The sequence below is a fragment of the Paenibacillus artemisiicola genome, assembly GCF_017652985.1.
GTDB lineage: Bacteria > Bacillota > Bacilli > Paenibacillales > Paenibacillaceae > Paenibacillus_Z > Paenibacillus_Z artemisiicola.
Genome location: NZ_JAGGDJ010000018.1, coordinates 28,570 through 50,993, shown reverse-complemented (window position 1 = coordinate 50,993; position 22,424 = coordinate 28,570). Strand labels below are relative to the sequence as shown.

The window sequence follows — 22,424 nt, the reverse complement described above, 5'->3', positions numbered from 1 at the left end:
GGACTATAGGGCGGAACGCTTATCGTTCCGCTCTTTTCGCGCTGCTTTCGTTTTGCCTCGGCGCTCGTTTCCTCTCGGCTCCATCCCGGTCTGCCCCCGGCCTCAAGCGCCGCCCCTTCCCTGCTCCCTCCCTGCTCCCGCATCCTCATCGGCAGCATCCGCAATTTTTGCAACATTTTCCCAACCGTTTGCGTTATGCTAACAAGTAGGCGCCAGCCTGCCCGTACGACTATCGCGCAAGGGGTGCACCCGTCGATGCTGTTCAATACGTACGCCTTCATCTTCGCTTTCTGGCCCGTCACCGCCGCCGTCTATTTCCTGCTCAACCGGGTCCGCCTGCTCGTCGCCGCGAAGCTCTCGCTGACCCTCGCGTCGCTGTTCTTCTACGGGTACTGGAACGTCCTGTACCTGCCGCTCATTCTCGGCTCCATCGCCTTCAATTACGCGTTCGGCCGGCTCGTGCAGCCGCGAAGCGGGAAGCCCGCCGCGCGCCGCAAGCCCCTCCTGATCGCCGCGATCGCCGGCAACCTGCTTCTGCTCGGTTACTACAAGTACGCCGACTTCTTCCTGAGCACCCTGTCCGACTGGACGGGGCACGCCTTCCCGGTGCTTCGCCTGCTGCTGCCCCTCGGCATCAGCTTCTTCACCTTCACCCAGATCGCCTATCTCGTCGATGCCTACAAGGGCAAAGCGGCCGAATATAATCTCGTCGGCTACATGCTGTTCGTCACCTTCTATCCCCATCTCATCGCCGGCCCGATCCTGCACCATGGCGAGATGATGCCGCAGTTCGACCGGCTCCGCAACAAAATCTGGCAGTGGCCGAACGCGGCCCGCGGCGTCTACCTGTTCTGCATCGGCTTGTTCAAGAAGGTGGTCCTCGCCGACACGTTCGCCGCGGCGGCCAACGACGGCTTCGCGAACGCGACGCATTTCATCGCCGCCTGGACGGCTTCGCTTTCGTACACCTTCCAGCTTTATTTCGATTTCAGCGGCTACACCGACATGGCGATCGGCGCCGCGCTCGTGTTCAACATCAAGCTGCCGCAAAACTTCGACTCCCCGTACAAAGCGCTCAGCATCCAGGATTTCTGGCGGCGCTGGCACATGACGCTGAGCCGCTTCCTGCGCGACTACGTCTATATTCCGCTCGGCGGCAACCGCCGCGGCGAAGCGGTCATGCTGCGCAACCTCGTCGTCACGTTCGCGCTCGGCGGGCTCTGGCACGGCGCCGGCTGGACGTTCCTGTTCTGGGGCCTGCTGCACGGCGTCGGACAGGTTGCGCACCGCATCTGGGGCAAGCTCGGACGGCCGCTCCCCCGCCCGCTCGCCTGGTTCGTCACGTTCATGTTCATCAACGCGACCTGGGTGTTCTTCCGCGCGGACAGCTGGGGCCAGGCGGCGCGCATCCTGAAAGGGATGGCCGGGCTGCAGGGCGTCTCGCTCGCGGACCTGAAGACGCTCGCGCCGCCGCTGCTGCTGATCGCGCTCTTCGTGCCGATCGTGCTGCTGTGCCGGAACTCGTCGCGCCTCGCCGACACGTTCCGGCCGACCTGGCGCACGTCCGTCGCCGCGGCCGCGCTGCTGGTCTTCTCGCTGCTTTACTTCAACCGCATCAGTGCGTTCCTGTACTTCAACTTCTAACTGACGCCCACTTCCAAGAAGGACGGTGACCTCCCGTGCCCATGCCGGCTCCCGCAAGGCAAGACCGCCCGCTCGGCGCGCCCCGCTCCGCGCCCCGTCCCGAAGCGGGCGCGCGCATCAAGGCGAAGGCAGCCCGAGCGATGCTGCTTCGGACCGCCGCGCTCGCCGTTCTGTTCGCGGCGCTCGCCGCGCTCGTCACGTTCGTCGTCGATCCGCTGCAGTTCTACCACAAGCCGTTCGGCTTCCGGCCGTTCTTCTCGTCGGAGCAGCGATACCAGAATCCGGGGCTCGCGCTGCATTACGACTACGACACGATCATCGTCGGCACGTCGATGACGGAGAACTTCCTGCCCTCCGAGGTCGGCCGGGCGCTAGGCGGGCACGCGCTCAAGCTGTCCATCCGGGGCTCGACGGCGGACGAACAGTACAAGATCGCGAAGCTTGCCATCGGGACGGGCAAAGTGAAGCAAGTGCTTTGGGGGCTCGATTATTTCGCCCTGAAGAACGGCGATCAGGAGGCGGCCGGCCCGTTTCCGGATTACCTCTACGACGACAACCGCTGGAACGACTACCGGTACCTGCTCAATTACAGCGTGTACGGGCCGTTCATCAAGGAGATCGCGAAGACGCTGACCGGCTCCGGCACGCAAAGCCTGGAGACGCTCTACAACTGGAACGGCAGCGTGCGCTTCGGCAAGGCGGCCGTGCTGAAGGATTACCGGGACGCGCAGCAGGAGGAGACGTACTTCGGTTTGAACGAGGAGCCGCTCGAGGTGATCCGGCGGAATTTCGAGACGCGCGTCCTGTCGCTCGTCAAGGCGCATCCGGAAGTGCGGTTCACGTTCTACTATCCGCCGTACAGCGTGCTGCGGGAGGCGGTCTGGGCGCAGACGAACGAGACGCGCTACCGGAACCAGCTCGACATGGCGGCCTGGATGTTCCGGCAGTTCGACGCGCTGCCGAACGCGCGGGTATACGACTTCCGGACGGCCGGCGAGTGGACGTACGACCTCGGGCTGTACAAGGACATCTCGCATCACAGCCAAGCCGTCAATTCGGCGATCGCCGCGGCGATCGGCAAGGACGACCCGCGCTTCCGCATGACGGCGGCCAACGCGCAGTCGTTCTCGGGCGAGCTGGCGGAGCAGGTCCGCACGCTGGCGCTGACGCCGGAGGGCGATCCCGTGAGCGCGAGCGTCGCCGTAGTCGCGGGCTCGGACGCGGGCGAGGGACTCGCGGCGAACGCGGCGGCGCCGGGCGAAGACGCGTTCACGAGACGGATCGTGCCCGGCGACGGCGAGCTGCTCGTGCCGGCGAAGGAAGCGGCGGCCGCGCTCGGCGCGACCCTCGACTGGAACCAGGCCGCGAAGACGCTCGTCGTGGCGCGCGGCGGGAAGCGCGTCGCGCTGACGATCGGCAGCTCGTCGGCGTCGGTCGACGGCCGCCCAGCCGAGCTGCCGTATCCCGCGCGGCTCGTCGGCGGCGGGACGCAGGTGCCGATCGTGCGGCTCGCGGAGCTGCTCGGGCTCGGCGTCCGGACCGAGCGGCCGAACGCGTGGAGCGTGCGGTACGTGGTGGAGGCGGGAGGCGCGAAGTAACCGGCTAGCCCGCCTAATGCTGAAGCCCCTCCGCGCCATGCCACGCAAAAAAGACCTTGAGGCCCGCAAGCCTCAAGGTCTTTCACTATTATGGCGCTTCGGCTTAGTGCCCGCCGGTCGTCGTATTCGTCGTACCCGCCGCGTCCTTGCCGTCGGCCGTTCCGTTCGCGTCCGTCGTTTTCGGATGCGGCGTGCCGTCGAGGCCGACGTATTCGTCGTACGCGTCGAAGATTTTGCGCGCGATCGGCGCGGCGCCGTACGCGCCGAAGCCGCCGTCCGGCACGACGACCGCGACCGCGAGGACGGGATCCTCGGCTGGGGCCAGCGCGATGAACACGGAGTTCTCGACCTTCTTCCGGTCGCCGACGTCCTGCTCGGACGTCCCCGTTTTCCGGAGGAAGTTGTACTTGAAGTCGTCGAAGCCCTGCACCGATACGCGGCTCATGCCGTCGTCGATTTCGTCCCAATAGGCTTTCGGGAACGTCACGGTGTTCAGCACCTTCGGCGTATACCCTTGCACGACCTTGCCGTCCTGGTCGACGATCTTGTCGACGAACTGCGGCTGCAGCCGCTTGCCGCGGTTGCCGAGCATGGCGGCGTACTGCGCGAGCTGCAGCGTCGTGTATTTGGCCTGTTGGCCGAACGACGCCCGGATGAGCGCGGATTGCGGGCTCGCGGATTCGGACTCGTGGTAATAGTCGATAACGCCTTTGTTTTCGCCCGGCAGCCCGCTCTGCGTGGTCACGCCGAGCCCGAACTGCTTCATGTAGCTGTCCCACACGTCCACGCCTTTGGCGCCTTTGTACTTCTGGTACAGCTTGTTGCCGATCTCGGACGCCATGAACGTATTGGACGAGTGCGCGATGGCGTCGGCGGGGTCGATCGTGCCGTACGCGTGGCCCTGCGAATCGTGAATCGCGACCTGGTAGCCGGCTTTGCCGAAATAAAACACGCCTTTATCCTGATACAGCGTATGCGTCGTGATCAAGCCTTCGTTCAAGCCGAGCAGGACCGACAGCGGCTTCTGCGTCGAGCCGAGCGGCACCATCGACGACGGGTGGCGGTTGCGCTCCTTCTCGTCGTCGTACGGCGGATACGCCTGGCGGATCGTGCCGTTCGCCTGAAAGTACTGGATCGCTTTCAGGTCTTCCGTGCTGATGGAGCCGCCGGACCAGACGTTCGGATCGTAATCCGGCATGCTCGCCATCGCGACGATTTTGCCGGTCTTCACTTCCATCGCGACCGCGTAGCCCGTCGTTGCGTCCGCGCCGTCCGTCCACGAGCCGGACGTCGCGTGCTTCATGAAATCCAGATGGTTCATGATCGCCTGCTGCGTCAGCATCTGCACCCGCTTGTCGATCGTCAGGTACAGGTTGTCGCCCTTGACCGGCACGGTGACCGTCGGCGGCCCGACGATCGTGTTCTGCGCGTTGACCGGATACGTCTTGAGGCCGTTTTTGCCGCGCAGCACGTCCTGGTACATGTATTCGAGCCCGTCGACGCCGACGTCTTCGTCGTCCAGGTACTGCTGCCCGCTGTCGTCGCCTTCTTCGATGTCCTTGTACTTGGTCATCGTTTCCCGGACGCCGCGGTATTTCTTCAAGTAGCCGATCAGCTGAACCGCCACGTCTTCCTTGTCGTAGTTGCGGACGCTCTCTTCGACGACGTCGATGCCGGGGTACGCTTCGCGGTTTTCGGCGAAATAGGCAATCTCCGTCTCGGACAGCCCGAGCTTGATCCGGCGCGGCACGGAGTACGTGTTCTGGATATGGTCCATGTCCATCCGCTTCTTGATCTCGGCGAGCGATATGGCTTGATCGGCCTTCCCGTACTTCGTGAACACGTCGAGCAGGCGCTGGGCCAGCTTGTCGGCGTCCGCCTGCTTGAACTTCGACGGAATCGTGAAATACAGCGATTGCGTCGACGTGGAATAGGCGAGCGGCGTGCCCTTCGAATCCAAAATGTTGCCGCGGATCGGCGGAATCTGAACTTCCCGCGTGCTGTTCTTGTCGAACTGCGCCTGCAGCGTCGGTCCGTCGACGAATTGCAGAATCGCGAGCCGCACGATCAGAATGCTGAATAATAGAAACGTCGCGCCGAAGAAAATGTTCAGGCGCAAGGTGAATGAGTTCCGGTTACGGGCGGCATGTTCCTTGTGGTCGTCTTGCTGTTTCATCCGTGCACTCCTCTTACCCCAAAGTCTATCCGGTATGTATTCGCCGTCGGCCGCGCGATTTCCTGTCTTTTAAGGAAACGGAAACAAAATCGCCACAACTTCGCCGGATGCCCAATGAACGTTTCTATTTACCCGCTGGCGGCAGCGTTGAAACCGGTTGGCGAAAAAACCTTTTTCGGCCGGGTTACGGCAGCCTTCTCTCGCGCCTCCAGACGTGCCGTTCGCCCCGCAAAGGTGACCCGCTAACCTTCTTGCGCCGCCAAGCGTGCCATTCGCCCCCGTGAAGGTGACCCGGTAACCTTTTCGCACCCCCAGACGTGCCGTTCTCCCCATGTAGGTGACCGGGTCACCTTCTCATGCCGTCAGCTAATTCCTTTTAGCGGCTCCCCTCGGCGCCAAGCCCGATAAATACAAAAAGCGCTCTTCAACGGCAATCCCTGCGAGCGCGGGGGCAACCGTCTGAAGAGCGCTGAATCAAGCAATGATCCAAGCAATGAGTTAAGCCTGCGCCCGAAGCGCCGACGCCTGCTTCGCGATGCGCAGCGCCATAAGCGCGGCGATGAGGCAGATGAAGCCGGCGGTCACGAAAGTCGTCGAGTACGTGCCGGTGAACTGGCGGACGAGCCCCGCTCCGTAGGCCGCGGCCGACGCGCCGACCTGGTGGGCGACGACGACCCAGCCGAACACCATGCCGGCCCGCTCCTTGCCGAACTCCTGCGCCGCGAGCCGGACGGTCGGCGGCACGGTAGCGATCCAGTCGAGACCGTAGAAGACCGAGAACACGACGAGCATCGCCGGCGTCGCGTCGAGCGCGAACGGCAGGAAGATCAGCGACAGTCCGCGCAGGCCATAGTACCAGAACAGCAGCTTGCGGGAGTCGAACCGGTCCGTGAACCAGCCCGACAGCGTCGTGCCGACGAGATCGAACACGCCCATGAACGCGAGAAGCCCCGCCGCCGTCACTTCCTCGATGCCGTGATCCCCGCAGGCCGCGATCAGATGCGTGCCGATAAGGCCGTTCGTCGAGAAGCCGCAGAAGAAGAACGTGCCGGCGAGCAGCCAGAACGTTTTGTTCTTCACCGCGTCGCGCAGCGTCAGAAGCGGCGTCAGGAAGATGCTGCCCCGGAACGGTTCGGGCTCGGCGACTTCGTCCGCGCCGTAAGGCGCGGCCCCGACGTCGTACGGGTGATTGCGCATGAACAGCGCGACGATGACGAGCAGCGCGAGTATGACGCCGACGGCCGTGTACATCGCGTACCGCCAGCCCTGATGCACGGTCAATTGCGCGAGCAGCGGCAGGAACAGCAGCTGGCCCGTCGCCGCGCTGGCGGTCAGGATGCCGACGACGAGCCCCCGGCGCTTGACGAACCAACGGCTCGCCACGGTGACGCCGAGAACGTTCGCCATCATCCCGGTCGCGAGCCCGGAGACGACGCCCCACAGCAGTTCGTACTGCCACAGCTGCGTCATGAGCGGCGTGAGCGACATGCTGGCGGCCAGCACGATCAAAGCGAAGACCATGACGCGCCGAATGCCGAATTTGGCGAGCAGCGCCGCCGAGAACGGGCCGACGAGGCCGTAAAGGAAAATGCCGACCGAGATGACGCCGGAAATTCCGCTGCGCTCCCAGCCGAACTCCGTTTCGAACGGCACGATGAGAATGCTCGGCATGGACCGGATGCCCGCCGAGACGAGCAGCGCGGCGAACGCGACGAGCACGACGACCCAGCCATAGTGGAAAGAGGATGATTTCGCGGGTGGTTGCAAGACAACACGCTCCGTTTCAATGGAATATCGAGGCTTCCGGCGCATGAAACCGGCGGCGAACCTTCGGTTTGGGAATGCGGGTAACCTTCAGCCTCGGATTTTATTTTGTATGTACAACAAATATATGTGCCGAAGACGCGATTGTCAATCCGTTTTTTGAATCGCATCCCTTCCGTTCCTTGAACGCGATCCCGCTCGGACCGAGACCGCCCGCCGGACCGATTTCGATTCCGCTCCCGCAAATGGTAAACTAAGGCGGTACGGATGAATCGCTCATCACGGCTATAGACAAGGATGGATACCATGGACTTATCACCGCTGACGGCGTCGATCGCGCCGCTCAACTTGCGAAGCTGCCTGATCAGCCGACACGGCCGGCTCGTCTACGACCATTACCGGGAGCCCGGCACGGCGGCCGAGCCCGCCCGGATCAATTCCTGCACCAAGAGCGTCCTCTCCGCGCTGGTCTGCATCGCGATGGGCCGCGGCCAGCTGCCGGACGCCGCGACGCCGGCCTCGGCGTTCTTCCCGCGGCTCGCCGCCGATTCCGATCCCCGCAAACGGTCGATAACGCTCGAGCATCTGCTTACGATGACCGCCGGCTTCGAATGGACCGAATTCGGCGGGCTCAATTCGTTTCCGCGCATGACCAAGACGCCGGACTGGCTCGACTTCGTGCTCGAGCTGCCGCTCGCGGACGATCCCGGCACGCGCATGGAGTACAATTCCGGCAATTCGCAGCTGCTCGCGGCGGCGCTCGCGCGGGCCGCGGGCATGCCGGTCGCCCGGTTCGCCGAGGAGCGGCTGTTCGGCCCGCTCGGCATCGAGGCGTACGAATGGGAGACGGACCCGCAGGGCGTCCATACCGGCGGCTTCGGCATGAAGCTGCGCCCGCTCGACATGCTGAAGTTCGGCGAGCTGTATCTGCGGGAAGGCGAATGGTCCGGCGAGCCGATCGTGCCGCGCGCGCTGGCCGTCCGCTCCGTGCGGCCGTTCATCGAATCGGAGGAGCCGCGGCGGGGCTGGTACGGCTGGCATTGGTGGAGCGACTCGTACGACGCGGCCGAGGATGCGGCGGCCGAGCCCGGCGAGACGGACTCGCAAGCGGCGGACGGCGGGTCCGGCGCGGAGGGGCGACAAGCGCCCGCGCTGGCGTATTTCTTCGCCCAAGGCTACGGCGGCCAGTTCGTCTACGTCGTGCCGAGCCTGGACATCGTCGTCGTGCTCACCGCGGACAAATGGCGAACCGATCGGCCGCCCGGCAACGTGTTCCGCAAATTCGTCGCGCCGCTGCTCGCCGCGGAGCTGCGGCGCGCGGTCTCGGCGGGCTAGGCAGCCCCGGACGCGCGCAAAAAAGCGCCGGCCCGGAGGCCGACGCTTGCTGAACAATGACCCAAGATGCGCCGGCGGACCGGCATTCGACACGAGCGGCCGCCCGGGCGTTACTTCTCCAGCAGTCCGCTCGTCTTCTCCATCTCCTCGGACAGCAGCGCCGCCATTTCCGAGCCCAGCACTTCCTCGTACTTGGTTTTGAATTCGCGCGACGCGGCGCGAATCTCCGGTTCCAGCGCGAGCCCCTTCTCCGTCGGATAGACCAGGACGGTCTTGCCGCTCACCTTGCGCTCCACGAGCTGCTTCGTTTCCAATTTATCGATAAACCGCGTCAGCGTCGAAGGCGTGATGTACAGCTTCTCGGCCAGCAGCTTTTGCGTGATGCCCGGCATGATATTCACGATTCGGACGAGGTAGCCGTACATCGGCGACAATCCCGTCTTGGCGAATTGCTCCTCGGCGATCTTCGTCACGGCGCGGCTCAGCCGGTTCGCGTTGAAGAACAGGCATGTACGGAGGAACGCGTCATCGGCCGGATCGGCTGCCGGTCGTTCATTGCGGTTATCCATCCCGTGGCCTCCTTTGTTTATTGTACATACAACTATGTATAGCGCAATCGTACGGCAATGTCAATTTCGCGCCGGAGCGGGGCGCCAGCATCTGGAAATTTTCTGGCGATCGGCACCGCCGACCCGTGCTAGCCCCTCAAACGCGGATCAGGCCGCGATTACCGCTCTTCCTCTCTGCTGACGGCAACCATCAACTTCTCGCTCGCGCATGCTTCCGCGAAACTCGCTATTTACATCGTTTCCGGTGCATGGTACTATTTCAATACATGTCGAAATAATAAGGCGGTGGCAGCAGATGGTCGAGGATAACGAGGATGTCAAACAAGCGGTGAAAGTGTACAAAGCACTCGGAGAGCCGACCCGGATCAAAATCGCGATGCTCCTGACGGAGGAACAAAACTTGTGCTGCTCCGACATCGGCGGCAAGCTCGAATGCGTCGCCGGTTCCACCCTGTCGCATCACCTGAAGCAGCTGATGGAATGCGGCCTGCTCACCATGCGCAAGGACGGGACGTACATTTATTACAGCGTCAACCGCGAAGTCGCCCGGAAATACGCCCCTTATTTGCTGGGTTAGCTTTTTTGCGGGGTATATTTCGATTAATTTAGAAATATAAAAATATTGGCTGCGCGGAAACGAGGCTTCGGCGAAACAGGATTCGACTCGCGGGACGCCCGAAGCGCGAATACGGCAAGCGGCCATGCGCGGCATTACTCCTGACTCGAGCGAACGCCTGCGCTTCGGTGAGAAGGCGCCAGCGGCCGCGCACGGTATCGTACATCGACAGCCGGCCGAGCCGCGAGCGGGATCGACGCCGTAACGGGATCCAAACGAATAGCAAGGGCGCCGTTTGCAGTTCGTCTTGCAGCCCTACTAAGCATAGCCATTCGCGGACACAGGAGCCCGTTATTTATGCCATATCCGCTCTTTTGCCTGCTGTGCGGCCACAGGTTCCGCTATTTGCCTCATCCGGCCTAAATAAGACGCCGATTCCGGCATTTAGCGTCTCCTGTGGCCGCCAAATCCGAAAACCGCGTCGGATTGCCCCAATCACGGCATCCGTGTCCGCTCGCAAGGAAAGAATCCTGCTGCACCGCACCTGAATGGCCAGCCGGAGAGAAACCAAAATGGGTGGGCTGTGCCCTTATGAACCGCGTCGCACGGAAATAAAGAAGTCCAGAAATCAAGAGATAGAGATTGCGCCGTCAACGGCCAAGAACGGAACCATACCAAAAACCAAACCGGATAGGAGTTGGATCGTTTGTCTTACGCTTGGAAAATCTATATGCTGGCGATCGTCAGCTTTTTGGTCGGCACGTCCGAATTCATCATCGCCGGCATTCTCGATAAAGTCGCCGACGACGTCGGCGTGTCGGTCGCCGCGGCCGGCCAATTGATTACCGTGTTTTCGCTGGCTTACGGGTTCGGCACGCCCTTCCTGATGGCGGCCGCCGCCAAGGCCGACCGCAAGCGGCTGATGCTGTACGCGCTTGCCGTGTTCGTCGTCGGGAACGCCGCGGCGTTCGTGCTTCCGGGCTTCGGCGCCCTGATCGCGTCCCGCGTCGTCGTCGCGCTCAGCAGCGGCGTGTTCGTCGTGACGGCGCTGACCGTCGCCGCGAAGCTCGCGCCCGAGGAGAAGCGGGGCAGCGCCATCGCCACGCTCGTCATGGGCTTCAGCACGGCGCTGATCGTCGGCGTGCCGCTCGGCCGCCTCGCCGCCTCCGTCTACGATTGGCAGGCGGTATTCGGCGGCATCGGGCTGCTCGGCTTGCTCGCGCTCTTGCTCATCGCGTTCACGATTCCGAAGACGGACGGCGAGCTGCCGGTACCGCTTCGCGACCAGCTGCGGCTGCTCAAGAACCCGAAGATTCTCGTCGGCCTCGGCATCACGTTCTTCTGGATCGGCGGCTATTCCATCACCTACACGTATATTTCCCCGTTCCTGCTTGAAATTACGGGCATGAGCGAAAAAGCCGTCAGCATCGCCTTGTTCGCGTTCGGCATCGCGAGCCTGATCGGCTCGAAGCTGGGCGGCTTCGGCACGGACCGCTGGGGCTACCGCCGCACGCTGCTCATCGGCATGGCGCTCCACGCCGCCTGGCTGATCGTCATTTCGTTCGCCGCCCAGTCGGCCGCGCTCATGTTCCCGCTGCTCATGCTCTGGTCGTTCTCCGCTTGGTCGTCCGGCCCGACGCAGCAGTACCACCTGATCTCGCTCGCGCCCGAGGCGACCAGCATCATGCTCAGCCTGAACAGCTCCGCCGTGCAGCTGGCGATGGCGGCCGGCGCGGGCATCGGCGGCATCGTCGTCGAAGGCGCCTCGCTGACCGCCGTCACCTGGATCGGGGCGGGCGGCGTCGCGCTCGCCGTCCTCTTGTCGGCGGCGGCCTTCGGCTACCTCCGCGTCGGAACGGCCGCGCGCGCCGCGCGGCAAGAGGCCGCCGCGGACAAGATCGGCGCGTAAGCGCCGGCCGGATCGCGCGCGCAACCGCCCCGATCAGCCGAGCAGCGCCGATCGGCGGCAAGCAATCCCTCTCTCGACCCCGGACAGGGCCGGAGAGGGATTGCTTTTTGGCTAGGCGCAATGAAATAATAGACGAGAAGCAAGGATAGTTAATTACTTTTCTAAGGCGGTGTTCGACATGGCTCAATCGGGCGTAGGCATCACGACCATTCCGTTAGGCGCGGCAAACCGCGGCAATCCCTTCATTCCGACCGTCGTTTGGGACGAGAAGGACGTCATTCTGTTCGATACCGGCATTCCGGGCTCGCTCGAGCTGATTCGCGCCGCGTTCCAAGAGGCGTCCGTTCCGTTCGAGAAGCTGACCAAAATCGTCATCACCCATCAGGACATGGACCACATCGGCACGCTGCCCGAACTCGCGCAATATTTCGGCGACCGGGTTCAAGTGATCGCGCATCAAGTCGCCGTGCCGTACCTCGCCGGCGAAGTGCCGCTCGTCAAGAGCAAGCGGCTCGCCCCGCCGGTCAACGTCGACGTCGTCGTGAAGGACGGCGACATCCTGCCGTTCGCCGGCGGCCTTCAAGTCGTGTTCTCGCCCGGCCACACGCCGGACCATACCTCCTACTACCACATCCCGTCCAAAACGCTCATCGCGGGCGACGCCCTGACGGCGCAGGATGGCGTGCTGCAGGCGTACAACCCGGCGTACACGCCGGACCAGGAGACGGCGCTGCAATCGATCGCCAAGTTCCAAAGCCTCGACCTCGCGAAAGTCATCGCCTTCCACGGCGGCGAATGCATCGACAACCTGCAGGATCGCCTGCGGGCGATCGTCGAAGCCGGTCCGATCGCGGTCGGCTGATTGCGGTCTGATCGCGCTTCGCCAAGCCAAGCCCGAACGGGCGGCTTTCCGTTTGCTCCCCCGGAGCCGGAAAGCCGCCCGTTTTTTTGGCGCGCCTGCCTATCATACATTATGGATGACGCTCCCCGTCCGGTCGCGCCTTCTTTACGATCCCGATATCCGTAAAGGATAATACTTCCAGTTAAGCGAAATGTTTCGAAAAATAGCGGCAAAAACGGCCTCCGCCCGCTCCTCGGGAACAGGGGGAAGCCGCTTGCTTAACCTGCGTATTCGTTTGACGCAGTTATCCGGTTCGCCGTCGGCAAACGGCGGACGCTGGCTGAGCCGGCGCCTGGCGGCCGTACGGCGGACTTCACCTGGAAGGAAGCCTGGCCTCCGAACGGCAGCTGCTTGCGCCGGACGCAGAGCACCTTAATATCCGCCGAGTCCGCCGGCCGCGCCGCCGTCGCCGCCCGGGCTTCCGGTGCCGCCTCCGCCGTCGCCATCGCCGCCGTCCCGGAACCGCGCCATATACGCCGCTCGCTTGGCGACGGTCTCGTCGGCGGCCGCCTGCGCCTTGCGGGCATCGCCGTCGTGCACGGCGTCGACGATCCATTTCTGCCCGAAGCCGGCATGCACGACCTCGTCCGCCCAATCGAAATCCTGGAACGTCGTCATGAGCGGGTCCTTCGCGGCGTCGCGGCAGAACTCCCACTCCTCCCGCTTGCCCGGCGGGTACTTCATGCCCGCCTTCTCGATCGCGATCGTCAGATGCGTATAGGCTTCGTCGCCTTCGAACAGCTGGGCCGTCATGTCGTACCAGCCGGTCCAGTTCTCGAACGCGTACACGTCGTATCCCCTCGCGCGCAGCGCCGCCTCGCCGAACCAGCAGTGCCGCACCTCGTCCCACATATGGCGCGCCGTATCGAGGTAGAAGCTCCACGGCCGGTCTTCGGCGGAGAAATGCACGTGGGCGACCGCCTCGGCCGGCGACATCTCGAAATACCGGTGCAGCATCATCTGCAGCATCCGGCCCTGCGCGTCGTCCGCGAACGCCATGCCGCGCATCTTGACGACCGAGGTCGCGAAGCGCGCGTCGCGCGTGCTCTTCGCCGGCAGCGCGAACGGCGCCGCTGGCACCGCCAGCGCCGGATCGGCGGGGACGCGCGCCCCGGTGCCGTCCGGCCCGCCAGCCGCGTCCAGCAGCGCGCGCAGCCAGCGCAGCCACCGGTCCGCCAGCTCGCGGCCGGCCGTGTCCGCCTGCGCCGCGGCGTGCGCGATCGCCTCGCGGCCCCACGCGAGCTGCGCTTCGCGGTCGAGGCGCTGATGGCGCAGCAGCCGGAGCGTCGGCTCGTCGACGAGCGGCTGCGCCCGCGCCGCGTACGCATCGATCGCCGCCAGCTGCGCCGGCTTGATCGCCTCGAACAGCGCGACGAGCAGGCAGAGCGTCGACGGGGAGCGCAGCGCCTGCTCCGCCAGCGCCGCGAGCGCCTCGTCCGGGCACTTGTCGAACGCGGCCGGACTCATCCGCAGCTGGCGGGCGCGGCCGCGGAGCTGGTCGTGATGCTCGGCGTCCTGCCACGCCAGCGCGCCTTTGATCTCATACTCGGGCCGGGCCGCCATATGGCCCGCTTCGAGGCGCATCAGCTGCCGGTCCAGGTAGGCGAAGCGCTGCAGCCGCTTAGCCGATTCCTCGACCGGCATGCCGACGGAATCCCAGTTTTCGATTTCCATGAAAGGTCGCAGCATGCGAATTCCTCCTTCTTCGGCGGAAGCGCGGGCTTCCGGGCGAGTCGCGGCCGTCGCGTTAGGCTTGCGCTTCGCGCGGCAGGCGCGTTAGGCTTGCGCTTCGCATTCCCGGCGCCCGGCCCGCGCAAGCCGAGCGATAAAGCCGCGCCCGGCCGGCTGCTCAGAACTCTCCGTCCCACGCCCGCCACTTATGATCCTTCGTCTCGAACGCGGACGACGCGAACTGGTACGCCGACATCGGCGGCGTCCGGAACAGCCCGGCGCCGTCCAGCTCGAGGCCGACGCCGTTCACGAAGCCGTAGCGGCCGGCTTCCCCGCCGCCCCGGCAGACGAACGCGAAGTCCGCGTCCGTTGCGAGCGCGCCGTACCCGAGCCGGCTCTCGGGCCAGCCGTACTTCGGAATCGCCTCGGTCCGCAGCAGCCCGGCGTCCAGATCGAGCTTATAGCCGAGCTCGATCGTCCGCGCTTCGGACGCGAATCGCAGCCCGAGGCGGCCGTTGTCCGCGGGCAGCTCCGCGACCGACACCCGGCCGAGCGGCAGCGACCCGCCGCCGGCCGCCGGCACCGGCGTTAGCACGGTGACGAAGACGTTCATCTCCCCCGGCGCCGTCTCGCGGGCATCGGCCTCGTATACCAGCTCGCTGTCGGCGTAGCAGCGCCGGATCGTTTCCCGCCCGACGCGCCGTCCCGCGCCCGTGCCGCTTGCCGGAAATTCGACCAGGAGCGCCAGCTCCCGGCCGTTCTCGACCGGCCGCGGATCGTCCGGCATCTGGTGAATCCGCCGCACCTGGCCGACGACGTGCCGCTCCCCCGCCGCCAGCACCGCCGACGGATGCCACAGGTTCGCGATCGTGAGCGGTCCGGCTGCCTGCGACCGGGTCCAATCGACGATCACGTAGACGCCTTCCCGCTTCAGATACGTCACGCACCGGTCCCAGACGACCGCGCGCAGCGGGTCGACCGTCCGCGTCCGGCTGTAATCCAGCTCGGCGAACGTCTGAAAATGCAGCTTCTCCGTCGTCGCCCGCTTGTACGAGCCGTCGTCGTGCAGGAAATCGTACAGCCGTTCGCCGCCGTCCGGAACGCCGTGGCGGAATACGAGGCGATTGTGGTAGATGTCCGCCCGGTACTTGCCGTTCGGCGCCGCGTCGCGGTACCCGCCGTCGTGCAGCAGCACGCAGCCCCCCTGCGCGAGGTAGCAGACCGCGTTCTCGTCGGCGTGGCCGTGATGAGCCTTCTCCGCCGGCGCGAAGATCGTGCGCCGCAAGTACTCGCGGGGCACCGCCGCGTAGTCGCCTTCGTCGCGGTAGTTGAGCAGCAGGTACGAGGCGTCGTCGTCCCAGCCGCTGCGGAACGCGATTTTTTTGCCGACGAGGTCGTCGAGCAGCAGCTCGCTTCCGCCGTCCGGGCGCCGCGGCTCCACCGCGTCGTCGCTCCAGTCGTAGGCGTTGGCGAAGTAGGCCGCGAGGTAAATCGACGGCGGCCCCTGCTGCAGCGACATGGCGTAGCCGTAGATGAGGTTCGCCGCGTACTTCATGCGCCCGCAGCGGTACCGCGCGGCGCCCTTTTCCAGGCAGGCCGTCCACAAGTACCAGAACGCGTTGAAATGCGCGTCGCCGAAATCCGGAATTTGCCCGTGCGGGGCGATCAGGCGCGCGATGAAATCGAAATAATACTTGGTCTGCGGCTTGGCGTAATAGTCGTCCTCCCTCCCGGTCAGCCGCGCGTACATGAGCGTCGAGCCGAGCCAGAGCGGCAGGTACAGCTCCGCGTCCTCGATCGACCAGCCGCCGAACGACTCCTCGGCCATGTAATCGCGCAGCTTCGCCCATTCGCGCGTCTCCGCCGTGTCGCCGAGCGCCTCCACCGCCAGCGCCAGCGTATAGACGCGGAGCATGGAGCGGTTGTGCGCGCCCCATTCCGGGTAGTGCTTCACCGCCTGCACGGCGGTGCGGATGGAATCCTCGACCTGACGTTTCTCCGCTTCCGTGAACAGCCCGGAATCCTTCACGTCGAGATAGCCCTGGATATAATGCGAGCCCTGAAACATCGGCTCGAACGACGTGATGCCCGTCTCGTATTCCGGATGGCGCCGGCGGACCGCCTCCGGCACGATGTCCTTGAACGCTTCGATGTCGAGCAGCGCCCGTTTCGCCCACCGGCCGTGCTCCTCCTCGCCGGTGATCCGGTACAGGAACGCCTCCGTCTGCGCCTGCAGCCCGAGGTTCCCGGGCGGGCTGTACATCCCGAGGAACTTGTCGGGGCTGTACGTCTTGCGCCAGCCTTCGAGCGCCGCCTCGTATTGGCGGCGTCCTTCGAGCACCGCCGCCTTCACGTAGTCGAGATACGTCTGCTTGTTCATGCGTTCCCCCCGCTTCGCCGCCCCTTCGGGCGGACGGATTGTCGCGCGGCCGCGAAGCCGCGCCCGCTTGCTTGCCTGCGCCGCGAAGCCTTGCTCCTGCCGGGGCGCCCTCACGCTACTCCGCGACGAACCGATAGCTCCCGGAGCCGACCGTCACGAAGAGCGCGGCGTCCGTCTCCACGACCGCCCTCACGCCGTCGGCCCGCGCCGGATCGGCACCCGATTCGGTCACCCGCCGGCCCGCGCGCCGCGGAATGCGCACCTCGGCGGTCGCGCCGGCGGGAATCTCCGCGTCCAGCTCCAGCCGCCCGGCCGCGGTCCTCCAGCGGCAGACGATCGGTCCCGCCGCGGAGTCGTAACGGCAGTCGGCATGTTCCAAGCCGCCGCCGATGCGCGGCTGAATACGGATATGCCGGAAGCCGGGACGCTCCGGATCGAGGTCGATCCCGCCGACGAAGCGAAACAGCCATTCCCCGACGGCGCCGAGCGCGTAATGGTTGAAGGAATTCATCCCCGGGCGCTGGAAGCCCCGCTCCTCGGTCCAGCCGTCCCAGCGCTCCCAGATCGTCGTCGCGCCCTGCAGCACCGAGTAGAACCAGGACGGGTATTCCCGCTGGTTCAGCAGACGGAACGCGGCGTCCTCATGACCGGCCTCGACGAGCGCGGCCAGCAAATATTTGGTGCCGTGGATGCCGGTCGTCATATGCCAGCCGTTCGCCTCCAGCAGCTCGAGGATGCGCCGCACGGCATACGGCCGCTTGGGCTCCGGCAGCAGTTCCATCCCCAGCGCGAGCGCGTAGGCCGCCTGCGTATCGCCCTTGATCCGGCCTTCCGCGTCGACGTACGCCGCGTTGAACGCCGCCTTGATCTCGGCGAACAGCCGGGCGTACCGCTCCGCCTCCGCCGTCCGGCCGATAATCGCCGCCATCCGCGACAGGAGGTCGGCGGAATGCGCGTAATACGCCGTGCCGAACACGTCGTACGGCGTCGTCGAGAACGGCGCCGTATTGGGCAGGCCGCTCGGCCCGCGCGCCTCGGCGAGCGAGAGCCAGTCGCCGAACTGCGGCAGGTCCTCGCGCAGATGGCCGGGCCGGAGGTCGCGCAGGAAGCCGATCCAGCGCGCCATCGCGTCGAAGTGCGCCTCGATGATCGCGGTATCGCCGTACGTCCGGTACATCATCCACGGAATGAGGACGCCGGCGTCGCCCCAGCCCGCCGAGGCGGTATGGTCGTAGGTCATGTCGCCGCCGTGCTCGGTCTTGCCCCCGGCGATGAACGGCGCGAAATCCGTGAAGGCGCCGGTCGGGCGCTGGGCGTCGGCCAGATCGGCCATCCATTTCGCGAAGAACGGCGCCGCGTCCGCGAAGTAGGCGGCCGTGCGGAAGAACACCTGCGCGTCGCCGCTCCAGCCGAGCCGTTCGTCGCGTTGGGGACAATCCGTCGGGACGCTGACGAAGTTGCCGCGCTGCGTCCATTCGATGTTGCGCAGCAGCCGGTTCAGCAGCGGATCCGACGTCTCGAGGGAGCCCGTCTTCGCCAGCGCGGTGGCGTAGACGACCCCGGCCGCGTCCGCCGCGCCGAAATCGTCGCCGCAGCCGGCGATTTCCGCGTATCGGAACCCGTGCAGCGTAAAATGCGGCTCGAAGGTCTCCGGCCCGTCGCCCTTCAGCGTATAGACGTCGATCTGCCGCGCCAGCCGCAGGTTGTCCGTGTACAGCTCGCCGGCGGCGTCCAGCATCTCGCCGTGGCGCACCGTCACGACGTCGCCCGCCGCGCCCCGGAGCGTCAGCCGAAGCCGGCCGACCATGTTCTGGCCCATGTCGAGGAGATAGCGGCCGTCCGGCTTGCGGACGACGGACGCGGGCGCCAGCTCGGCGACGGCGCTTACCGGAGGCATGACCGCGCCCCGCAGCCGGCCCTTGAAGTCGTAGAACCGCTGGGCCGCCGGCCAAGCCGCGTCGTCGAAGCCGGCGCCGGTCCAGCCGGCCGCCTCCAGCCGGGCGTCGTACGTCTCGCCCATCTGGAAATCGGTCGCCGTCAGCGCGCCGAACGACGCTTTCCAGTCCGTGCCGGAGACGACGGACTGCCGCGAGCCGTCCTCGTATTCGAGATTCAGCTGTACCAGCGCGCGGGGATCCTGGCCGTAACGCTGGTAGCCGAACATGCCGATGTAGCCGGAATACCAGCCGTGGCCGAGCAGGAGCGCGAGGGCGTTGTCCCCCTCCGCCACCTCGCCGGTGACGTCGAACGTCTGGTAATGCAGGCGGACGTTGTAATCCGTCCAGTCCGGCAGAAGCGTCCCTTCCCCGATCCGCCGCCCGTTGACGTGCAGCTCGTAGGCGCCGAGCACGGCGCAGTGGAGCACGGCCCGCCGGACCCGGCCGCCGCCTTCGGTCCGGAAGGCGCCGCGCACGTACGCGGCCGGCTTCGGCTCGGCATGCGTCGGTTTATGGGCGCTCTTCAGCCCGACCCATGCGCCCGTCCAGTCGGCCCGCGACAGCAGCCCCATCGTCCACGACCCCGGCTCGCTCCACGGCGATTCGCGGCCGTCCCCGTCCCACGCCATCGCCTTCCAGACGTAACGGCGCCCGGATAACAGCGGCGGGCCGCCGTACGCGACGGGACCCGGACGGTCCGACGCGAGCCTGCCCGAATCCCATACGTCCGCCTTCCCTTCGGCCAGCAGCTCCGTCGCGCTCGCGACCAGCACGCGGCAGGCGGATTGAGCCGCCCCGCGGAAGTCCGCGCCGAGCAGCCAGCCCAGCCGCGGCCGCGGCGCGTCGATCCCTACCGGATCGGTCAGGTATTCCGTTCTCAAGCCATAGACGCGCAGCGTCATGGCGCATCCCCCTCCGCCTGGGCGGCAGGCCGGATCGGATCGGGCTCTTGCGCCCTTCCCCGGCGGCCTGCGCCGATTTCATGGATATCGTCCGGCCGACGATCAGCCGGATCTCCTAGCCATCGGCCGCTCTCCGACAGCGGCCGGTCGTTCGCGCCGGCCACCCGGCCAGTCGTTCGCCCGGCCGGTTATTCTCCCCCTGCGGGCCAACGGCGCGGAAAGACCGCTGATCGCGTCAGCGGTCTCCCCCTTCGGCCGCAAACGCGCCCGCGATTACGGCGTATAGCCGATTTTGGCGTACGCGTCGGTCAGCTCCTGGTCGTACTGCTCCCCGCCGAGCTTCTTCCAGCCCGCGATCATCGTGTCGTATTCCTTCTCGGGATCGTCGGCGACGATGATCTTGGTCATCGATTCGTTGAGGAACTTCTTGATCGTCTCCTGGTTCTTCTGCGCGAACGGGCGCGGATCGGTCAGGATGACGGCCGGCGGCGTGTAGTTCGCGAAGACCGAATCGTACTTGGTCGTGACGTTGACGTAGTAATCGACGTCGAACAGCTTCGCGTTCGTGCCCGCGACCTTCAGCTGCTCCGGCGTGCTCATCGGCTGGCCCTGCTGGATGATCTCCAGGTCGCCCGGACCGGCGTACCAGTCGACTTCCTTCGCGTTCTTCTCCGGATCGATGACCTCGCGCGTGCCGTCGGCGTTGACCTTGTAGTGCACGCCTTCGATGCCGGATTGGAGCGTTACGATGTTGGCCGGATCGGCCATCCAGTTCAAATACTTCACGGCCGCGATTGCCTGTTCTTCCTTGCTCGCCTTCGGAATCATGATGAACATGCCGTAGTCCGGGGCCCCGCCGGCGTACTGCTTGCCGTCCGCGCTCTTCAGCGGGTCGATCGGCATCCATCTCGCGTCCGGCACCGCTTTGCGCGTGGAGTCGGTAAGCCCCCAGCCGGAATCGTTGTTTTCGACGAAGCCGGTCACGCCCTGCGCGACGTACTGGTTGAACTGCTGGTTGTTGACGTCCGTGCCGAATTCCTTCGGAATGAGCCCTTCTTTGTACAGCTTATTGAGGAACTTGAACATCTCGAGCGCGTTCGGCGTGGCGATGTTGGAGACGAACTTGCCGTCCTTCCACACGCCGCCGAACATGTCGGTGCCGTTGCCCATCAGCTGCGGGTTGATGCCGAACGCGCCGGACATGGCGTACATGAACGCCTTGCCGATGGCCGGGAACGCGAACGGGACCACTTTATCCTTGCCGACGCCGCCGGGATCCTTCTCCTTGAACGCCTTCAGCACCGCGTACAGCTCGTCGGGCGTCGTCGGCGCCTGCATGCCGAGCTTGTCGAGCCAGTCCTGGCGGATCTTCATCGCCGGGCCGACGTGGGGGTTGGCGCGCAGCGCCGGGATGGCGAAGCGCTTGCCCTCGTACGTGCCGGCTTCGTCCAGCGCCTTCTGGTTGTTCTTCTGGATTTGCGGGCCGTACTCGGCGAGCAGATCGTCCAGCTGCCAGATGCCGCCCTGCTCCGCGTACTTGAAGAGCGTGTTCGTGTCGTAGGTGAAAATGATGTCCGGCGCCTGGCCCGAAGCCAGCCACACGTTCAGCTTGTCTTCGGCTTCCGCCCGCGGCACCGCCACGTACTCGAGGTCGATGCCGAGCGGCTTCACCTGCTCCTGCGCCCACTTGAGAAGCGGCGCCTCCGTCAGCTTCATGCCCTCGGGCGCGTTGCCCCGGTCGTAAATCATGACGCGCAGCTTCGCCGTCTTGGCCGGCGCTTCTTCTTTCGGCTCGTTCGCCGGCTGCGTGCCGCCGTCGCCGGCCGCCGCGGCGCCCCCGTTCCCGCTGCCGTTCGTGCCCCCGTTGCCGCTTGCGCCTCCGTTGCCGTTATTCCCGTTCGAGCAGGCCGCGAGCAGCATGGCGAAGGCCAGGATGAGCGCCAGGCCGAACGCGGCCCCCGTTTTGAATTTGACCACCGGTATTCCTCCTTTGCTTGATTTACAGGAATGCTTCCGACCCGGATGCGCCTTGCCTCGCCTTCCGCCGCTTCTCCCGAGCAGCCGGGCCTCTATCTCAGGAGCGCCGCGTTGGCCGGCGGCCCTCCGTTCCTGTCGCGCGCCGCCTTCCGTCAGCCCTTCACGGAGCCGAGGAACGAGCCTTTGACGAAGTATTTCTGCAGAAACGGATACACGATCAGAATCGGCACCGTGGCGAAGACGGCGGTGGCCGCCTTCAGCGACTCCTCGATGACCTGCAGCTTGCCCTGCTGCTGCATGACCTCGAGCGAGGTATCCATCTGCGACAGCAGCAAAATGTTCCGCAGCCGCACCTGCAGCGTGTACAGGTCGGGGTTGTCGATCATGATGACCGCGCCCATGTAGCTGTTCCAGTGGCCGACGGCGTAGAACAGGCCGATCGTCGCCATGACCGCGCCGGAGAGCGGGAGCACGATGCGCACGAGGTAGCGGATGTTGCCGCAGCCGTCCATGACGGCCGCCTCGCGGAGCTCCTCGGGCATGTTTTGGAAGAACGACTTCATGATGATGACGTTGAAGGCGCTGACGGCGCCGGGAATCATGATCGCCCAGAGCGTGTTGAGCAGGCCCAGCTCCTTGTTGAGCAGGTAGCTCGGAATGAGGCCGCCGCTGAACATCATCGTGAAGATCATGTAGTTCATGAAATATTTGCGCCCCACCAGGTCCCGCCGCGCCAGCGGGTACGCCGTCAAAATCGTCATGACCATGTTGATCGCCGTGCCGACCACCGTGACGTAGATCGTGACGAGCATGGCGCGGATGACGTTGTCGTCCCAAAACACCGATTTCATGGCGTCGAGCTGGAATCCGACCGGCCAGAGGAACACCTTGCCGGATTGAATCGCGTGGCTGCTGCTGAACGCGTTGGCGATCGTGTTGACGAACGGGAAGATGCAGACGAACGCGATGACGCTGATGAGGCCGTAGTTGAAGACGTTGAAGGCCACGTCCCACCCGGAGTACCGTTTCTTGTGGCGGTATCCCTGCGGTCGGGCCGATTCCGCTTGCTGCGGCATGACGATTCTCCCCTTTCCCGGCTGTCGTT

General features: G+C 65.3%; 14 protein-coding genes. 6 read left to right on the top strand and 8 right to left on the bottom strand.

From position 1 onward, the window contains the following. The first annotated feature begins 255 nt into the window (after window positions 1-255). On the top strand, window positions 256-1,644 hold the full coding sequence (locus I8J29_RS19630) for an MBOAT family O-acyltransferase (protein ID WP_208849208.1): 1,389 nt from the start codon (window positions 256-258) through the stop codon (window positions 1,642-1,644). A gap of 140 nt (window positions 1,645-1,784) precedes the next feature. Beyond that, a complete protein-coding gene (locus I8J29_RS19625) occupies window positions 1,785-3,242 on the top strand; it encodes a copper amine oxidase N-terminal domain-containing protein (RefSeq protein WP_208849207.1) in 1,458 nt (485 codons plus the stop codon). 103 nt (window positions 3,243-3,345) lie between these two features. On the opposite strand, the gene I8J29_RS19620 is transcribed toward I8J29_RS19625, so the two are convergent. Together I8J29_RS19620 and I8J29_RS19615 are read right to left on the bottom strand one after the other, a co-directional pair. Further along, entirely contained in the window at window positions 3,346-5,418 is a 2,073-nt protein-coding gene (locus I8J29_RS19620; RefSeq protein WP_208849206.1) for a peptidoglycan D,D-transpeptidase FtsI family protein, read from the bottom strand. Window positions 5,419-5,916: 498 nt separating this feature from the next. Beyond that, a complete protein-coding gene (locus I8J29_RS19615) occupies window positions 5,917-7,185 on the bottom strand; it encodes an MFS transporter (RefSeq protein WP_240546334.1) in 1,269 nt (422 codons plus the stop codon). 303 nt (window positions 7,186-7,488) lie between these two features. Between I8J29_RS19615 and I8J29_RS19610 the strand changes: the two genes are divergently transcribed. Next, window positions 7,489-8,517, top strand: a complete 1,029-nt coding sequence (locus tag I8J29_RS19610; protein ID WP_338113234.1) for a serine hydrolase domain-containing protein — start codon at window positions 7,489-7,491, stop codon at window positions 8,515-8,517. A 110-nt stretch (window positions 8,518-8,627) separates the two neighbouring features. On the opposite strand, the gene I8J29_RS19605 is transcribed toward I8J29_RS19610, so the two are convergent. Next, a complete protein-coding gene (locus I8J29_RS19605; protein ID WP_208849203.1) occupies window positions 8,628-9,086 on the bottom strand; it encodes a MarR family winged helix-turn-helix transcriptional regulator in 459 nt (152 codons plus the stop codon). 295 nt (window positions 9,087-9,381) lie between these two features. On the opposite strand from I8J29_RS19605, the gene I8J29_RS19600 reads away from it, so the two are divergent. The 3 genes from I8J29_RS19600 to I8J29_RS19590 all read left to right on the top strand — a co-directional run bounded on the left by I8J29_RS19600 (window position 9,382) and on the right by I8J29_RS19590 (window position 12,413). Next, window positions 9,382-9,663, top strand: a complete 282-nt coding sequence (locus I8J29_RS19600) for an ArsR/SmtB family transcription factor (RefSeq protein ID WP_090644768.1) — start codon at window positions 9,382-9,384, stop codon at window positions 9,661-9,663. A 685-nt stretch (window positions 9,664-10,348) separates the two neighbouring features. Further along, window positions 10,349-11,551 (top strand): MFS transporter, encoded by a 1,203-nt coding sequence (locus tag I8J29_RS19595; protein WP_208849202.1) that lies wholly within the window; start codon window positions 10,349-10,351, stop codon window positions 11,549-11,551. Between the two features lie 178 nt (window positions 11,552-11,729). Then, complete coding sequence (locus tag I8J29_RS19590; RefSeq protein ID WP_208849201.1) at window positions 11,730-12,413, top strand: MBL fold metallo-hydrolase; 684 nt, start codon at window positions 11,730-11,732, stop codon at window positions 12,411-12,413. A 411-nt stretch (window positions 12,414-12,824) separates the two neighbouring features. Here I8J29_RS19590 and I8J29_RS19585 read toward each other — a convergent pair whose 3' ends face one another. The 5 genes from I8J29_RS19585 to I8J29_RS19565 all read right to left on the bottom strand — a co-directional run bounded on the left by I8J29_RS19585 (window position 12,825) and on the right by I8J29_RS19565 (window position 22,395). Beyond that, window positions 12,825-14,141: a hypothetical protein gene (locus I8J29_RS19585; protein WP_208849200.1), complete on the bottom strand. Its 1,317-nt coding sequence runs from the start codon at window positions 14,139-14,141 to the stop codon at window positions 12,825-12,827. A gap of 160 nt (window positions 14,142-14,301) precedes the next feature. Next, the gene (locus I8J29_RS19580; RefSeq protein ID WP_208849199.1) at window positions 14,302-16,503 is read right to left on the bottom strand and encodes a hypothetical protein; all 2,202 of its coding nucleotides are present in this window, start codon (window positions 16,501-16,503) and stop codon (window positions 14,302-14,304) included. 115 nt (window positions 16,504-16,618) lie between these two features. Next, a complete protein-coding gene (locus I8J29_RS19575) occupies window positions 16,619-19,342 on the bottom strand; it encodes an alpha-L-rhamnosidase (RefSeq protein ID WP_208849198.1) in 2,724 nt (907 codons plus the stop codon). A 273-nt stretch (window positions 19,343-19,615) separates the two neighbouring features. Beyond that, window positions 19,616-21,319, bottom strand: a complete 1,704-nt coding sequence (locus I8J29_RS19570; RefSeq protein WP_208849197.1) for an extracellular solute-binding protein — start codon at window positions 21,317-21,319, stop codon at window positions 19,616-19,618. A gap of 152 nt (window positions 21,320-21,471) precedes the next feature. Beyond that, window positions 21,472-22,395, bottom strand: a complete 924-nt coding sequence (locus I8J29_RS19565; protein WP_208849196.1) for a carbohydrate ABC transporter permease — start codon at window positions 22,393-22,395, stop codon at window positions 21,472-21,474. Window positions 22,396-22,424 lie beyond the last annotated feature (29 nt).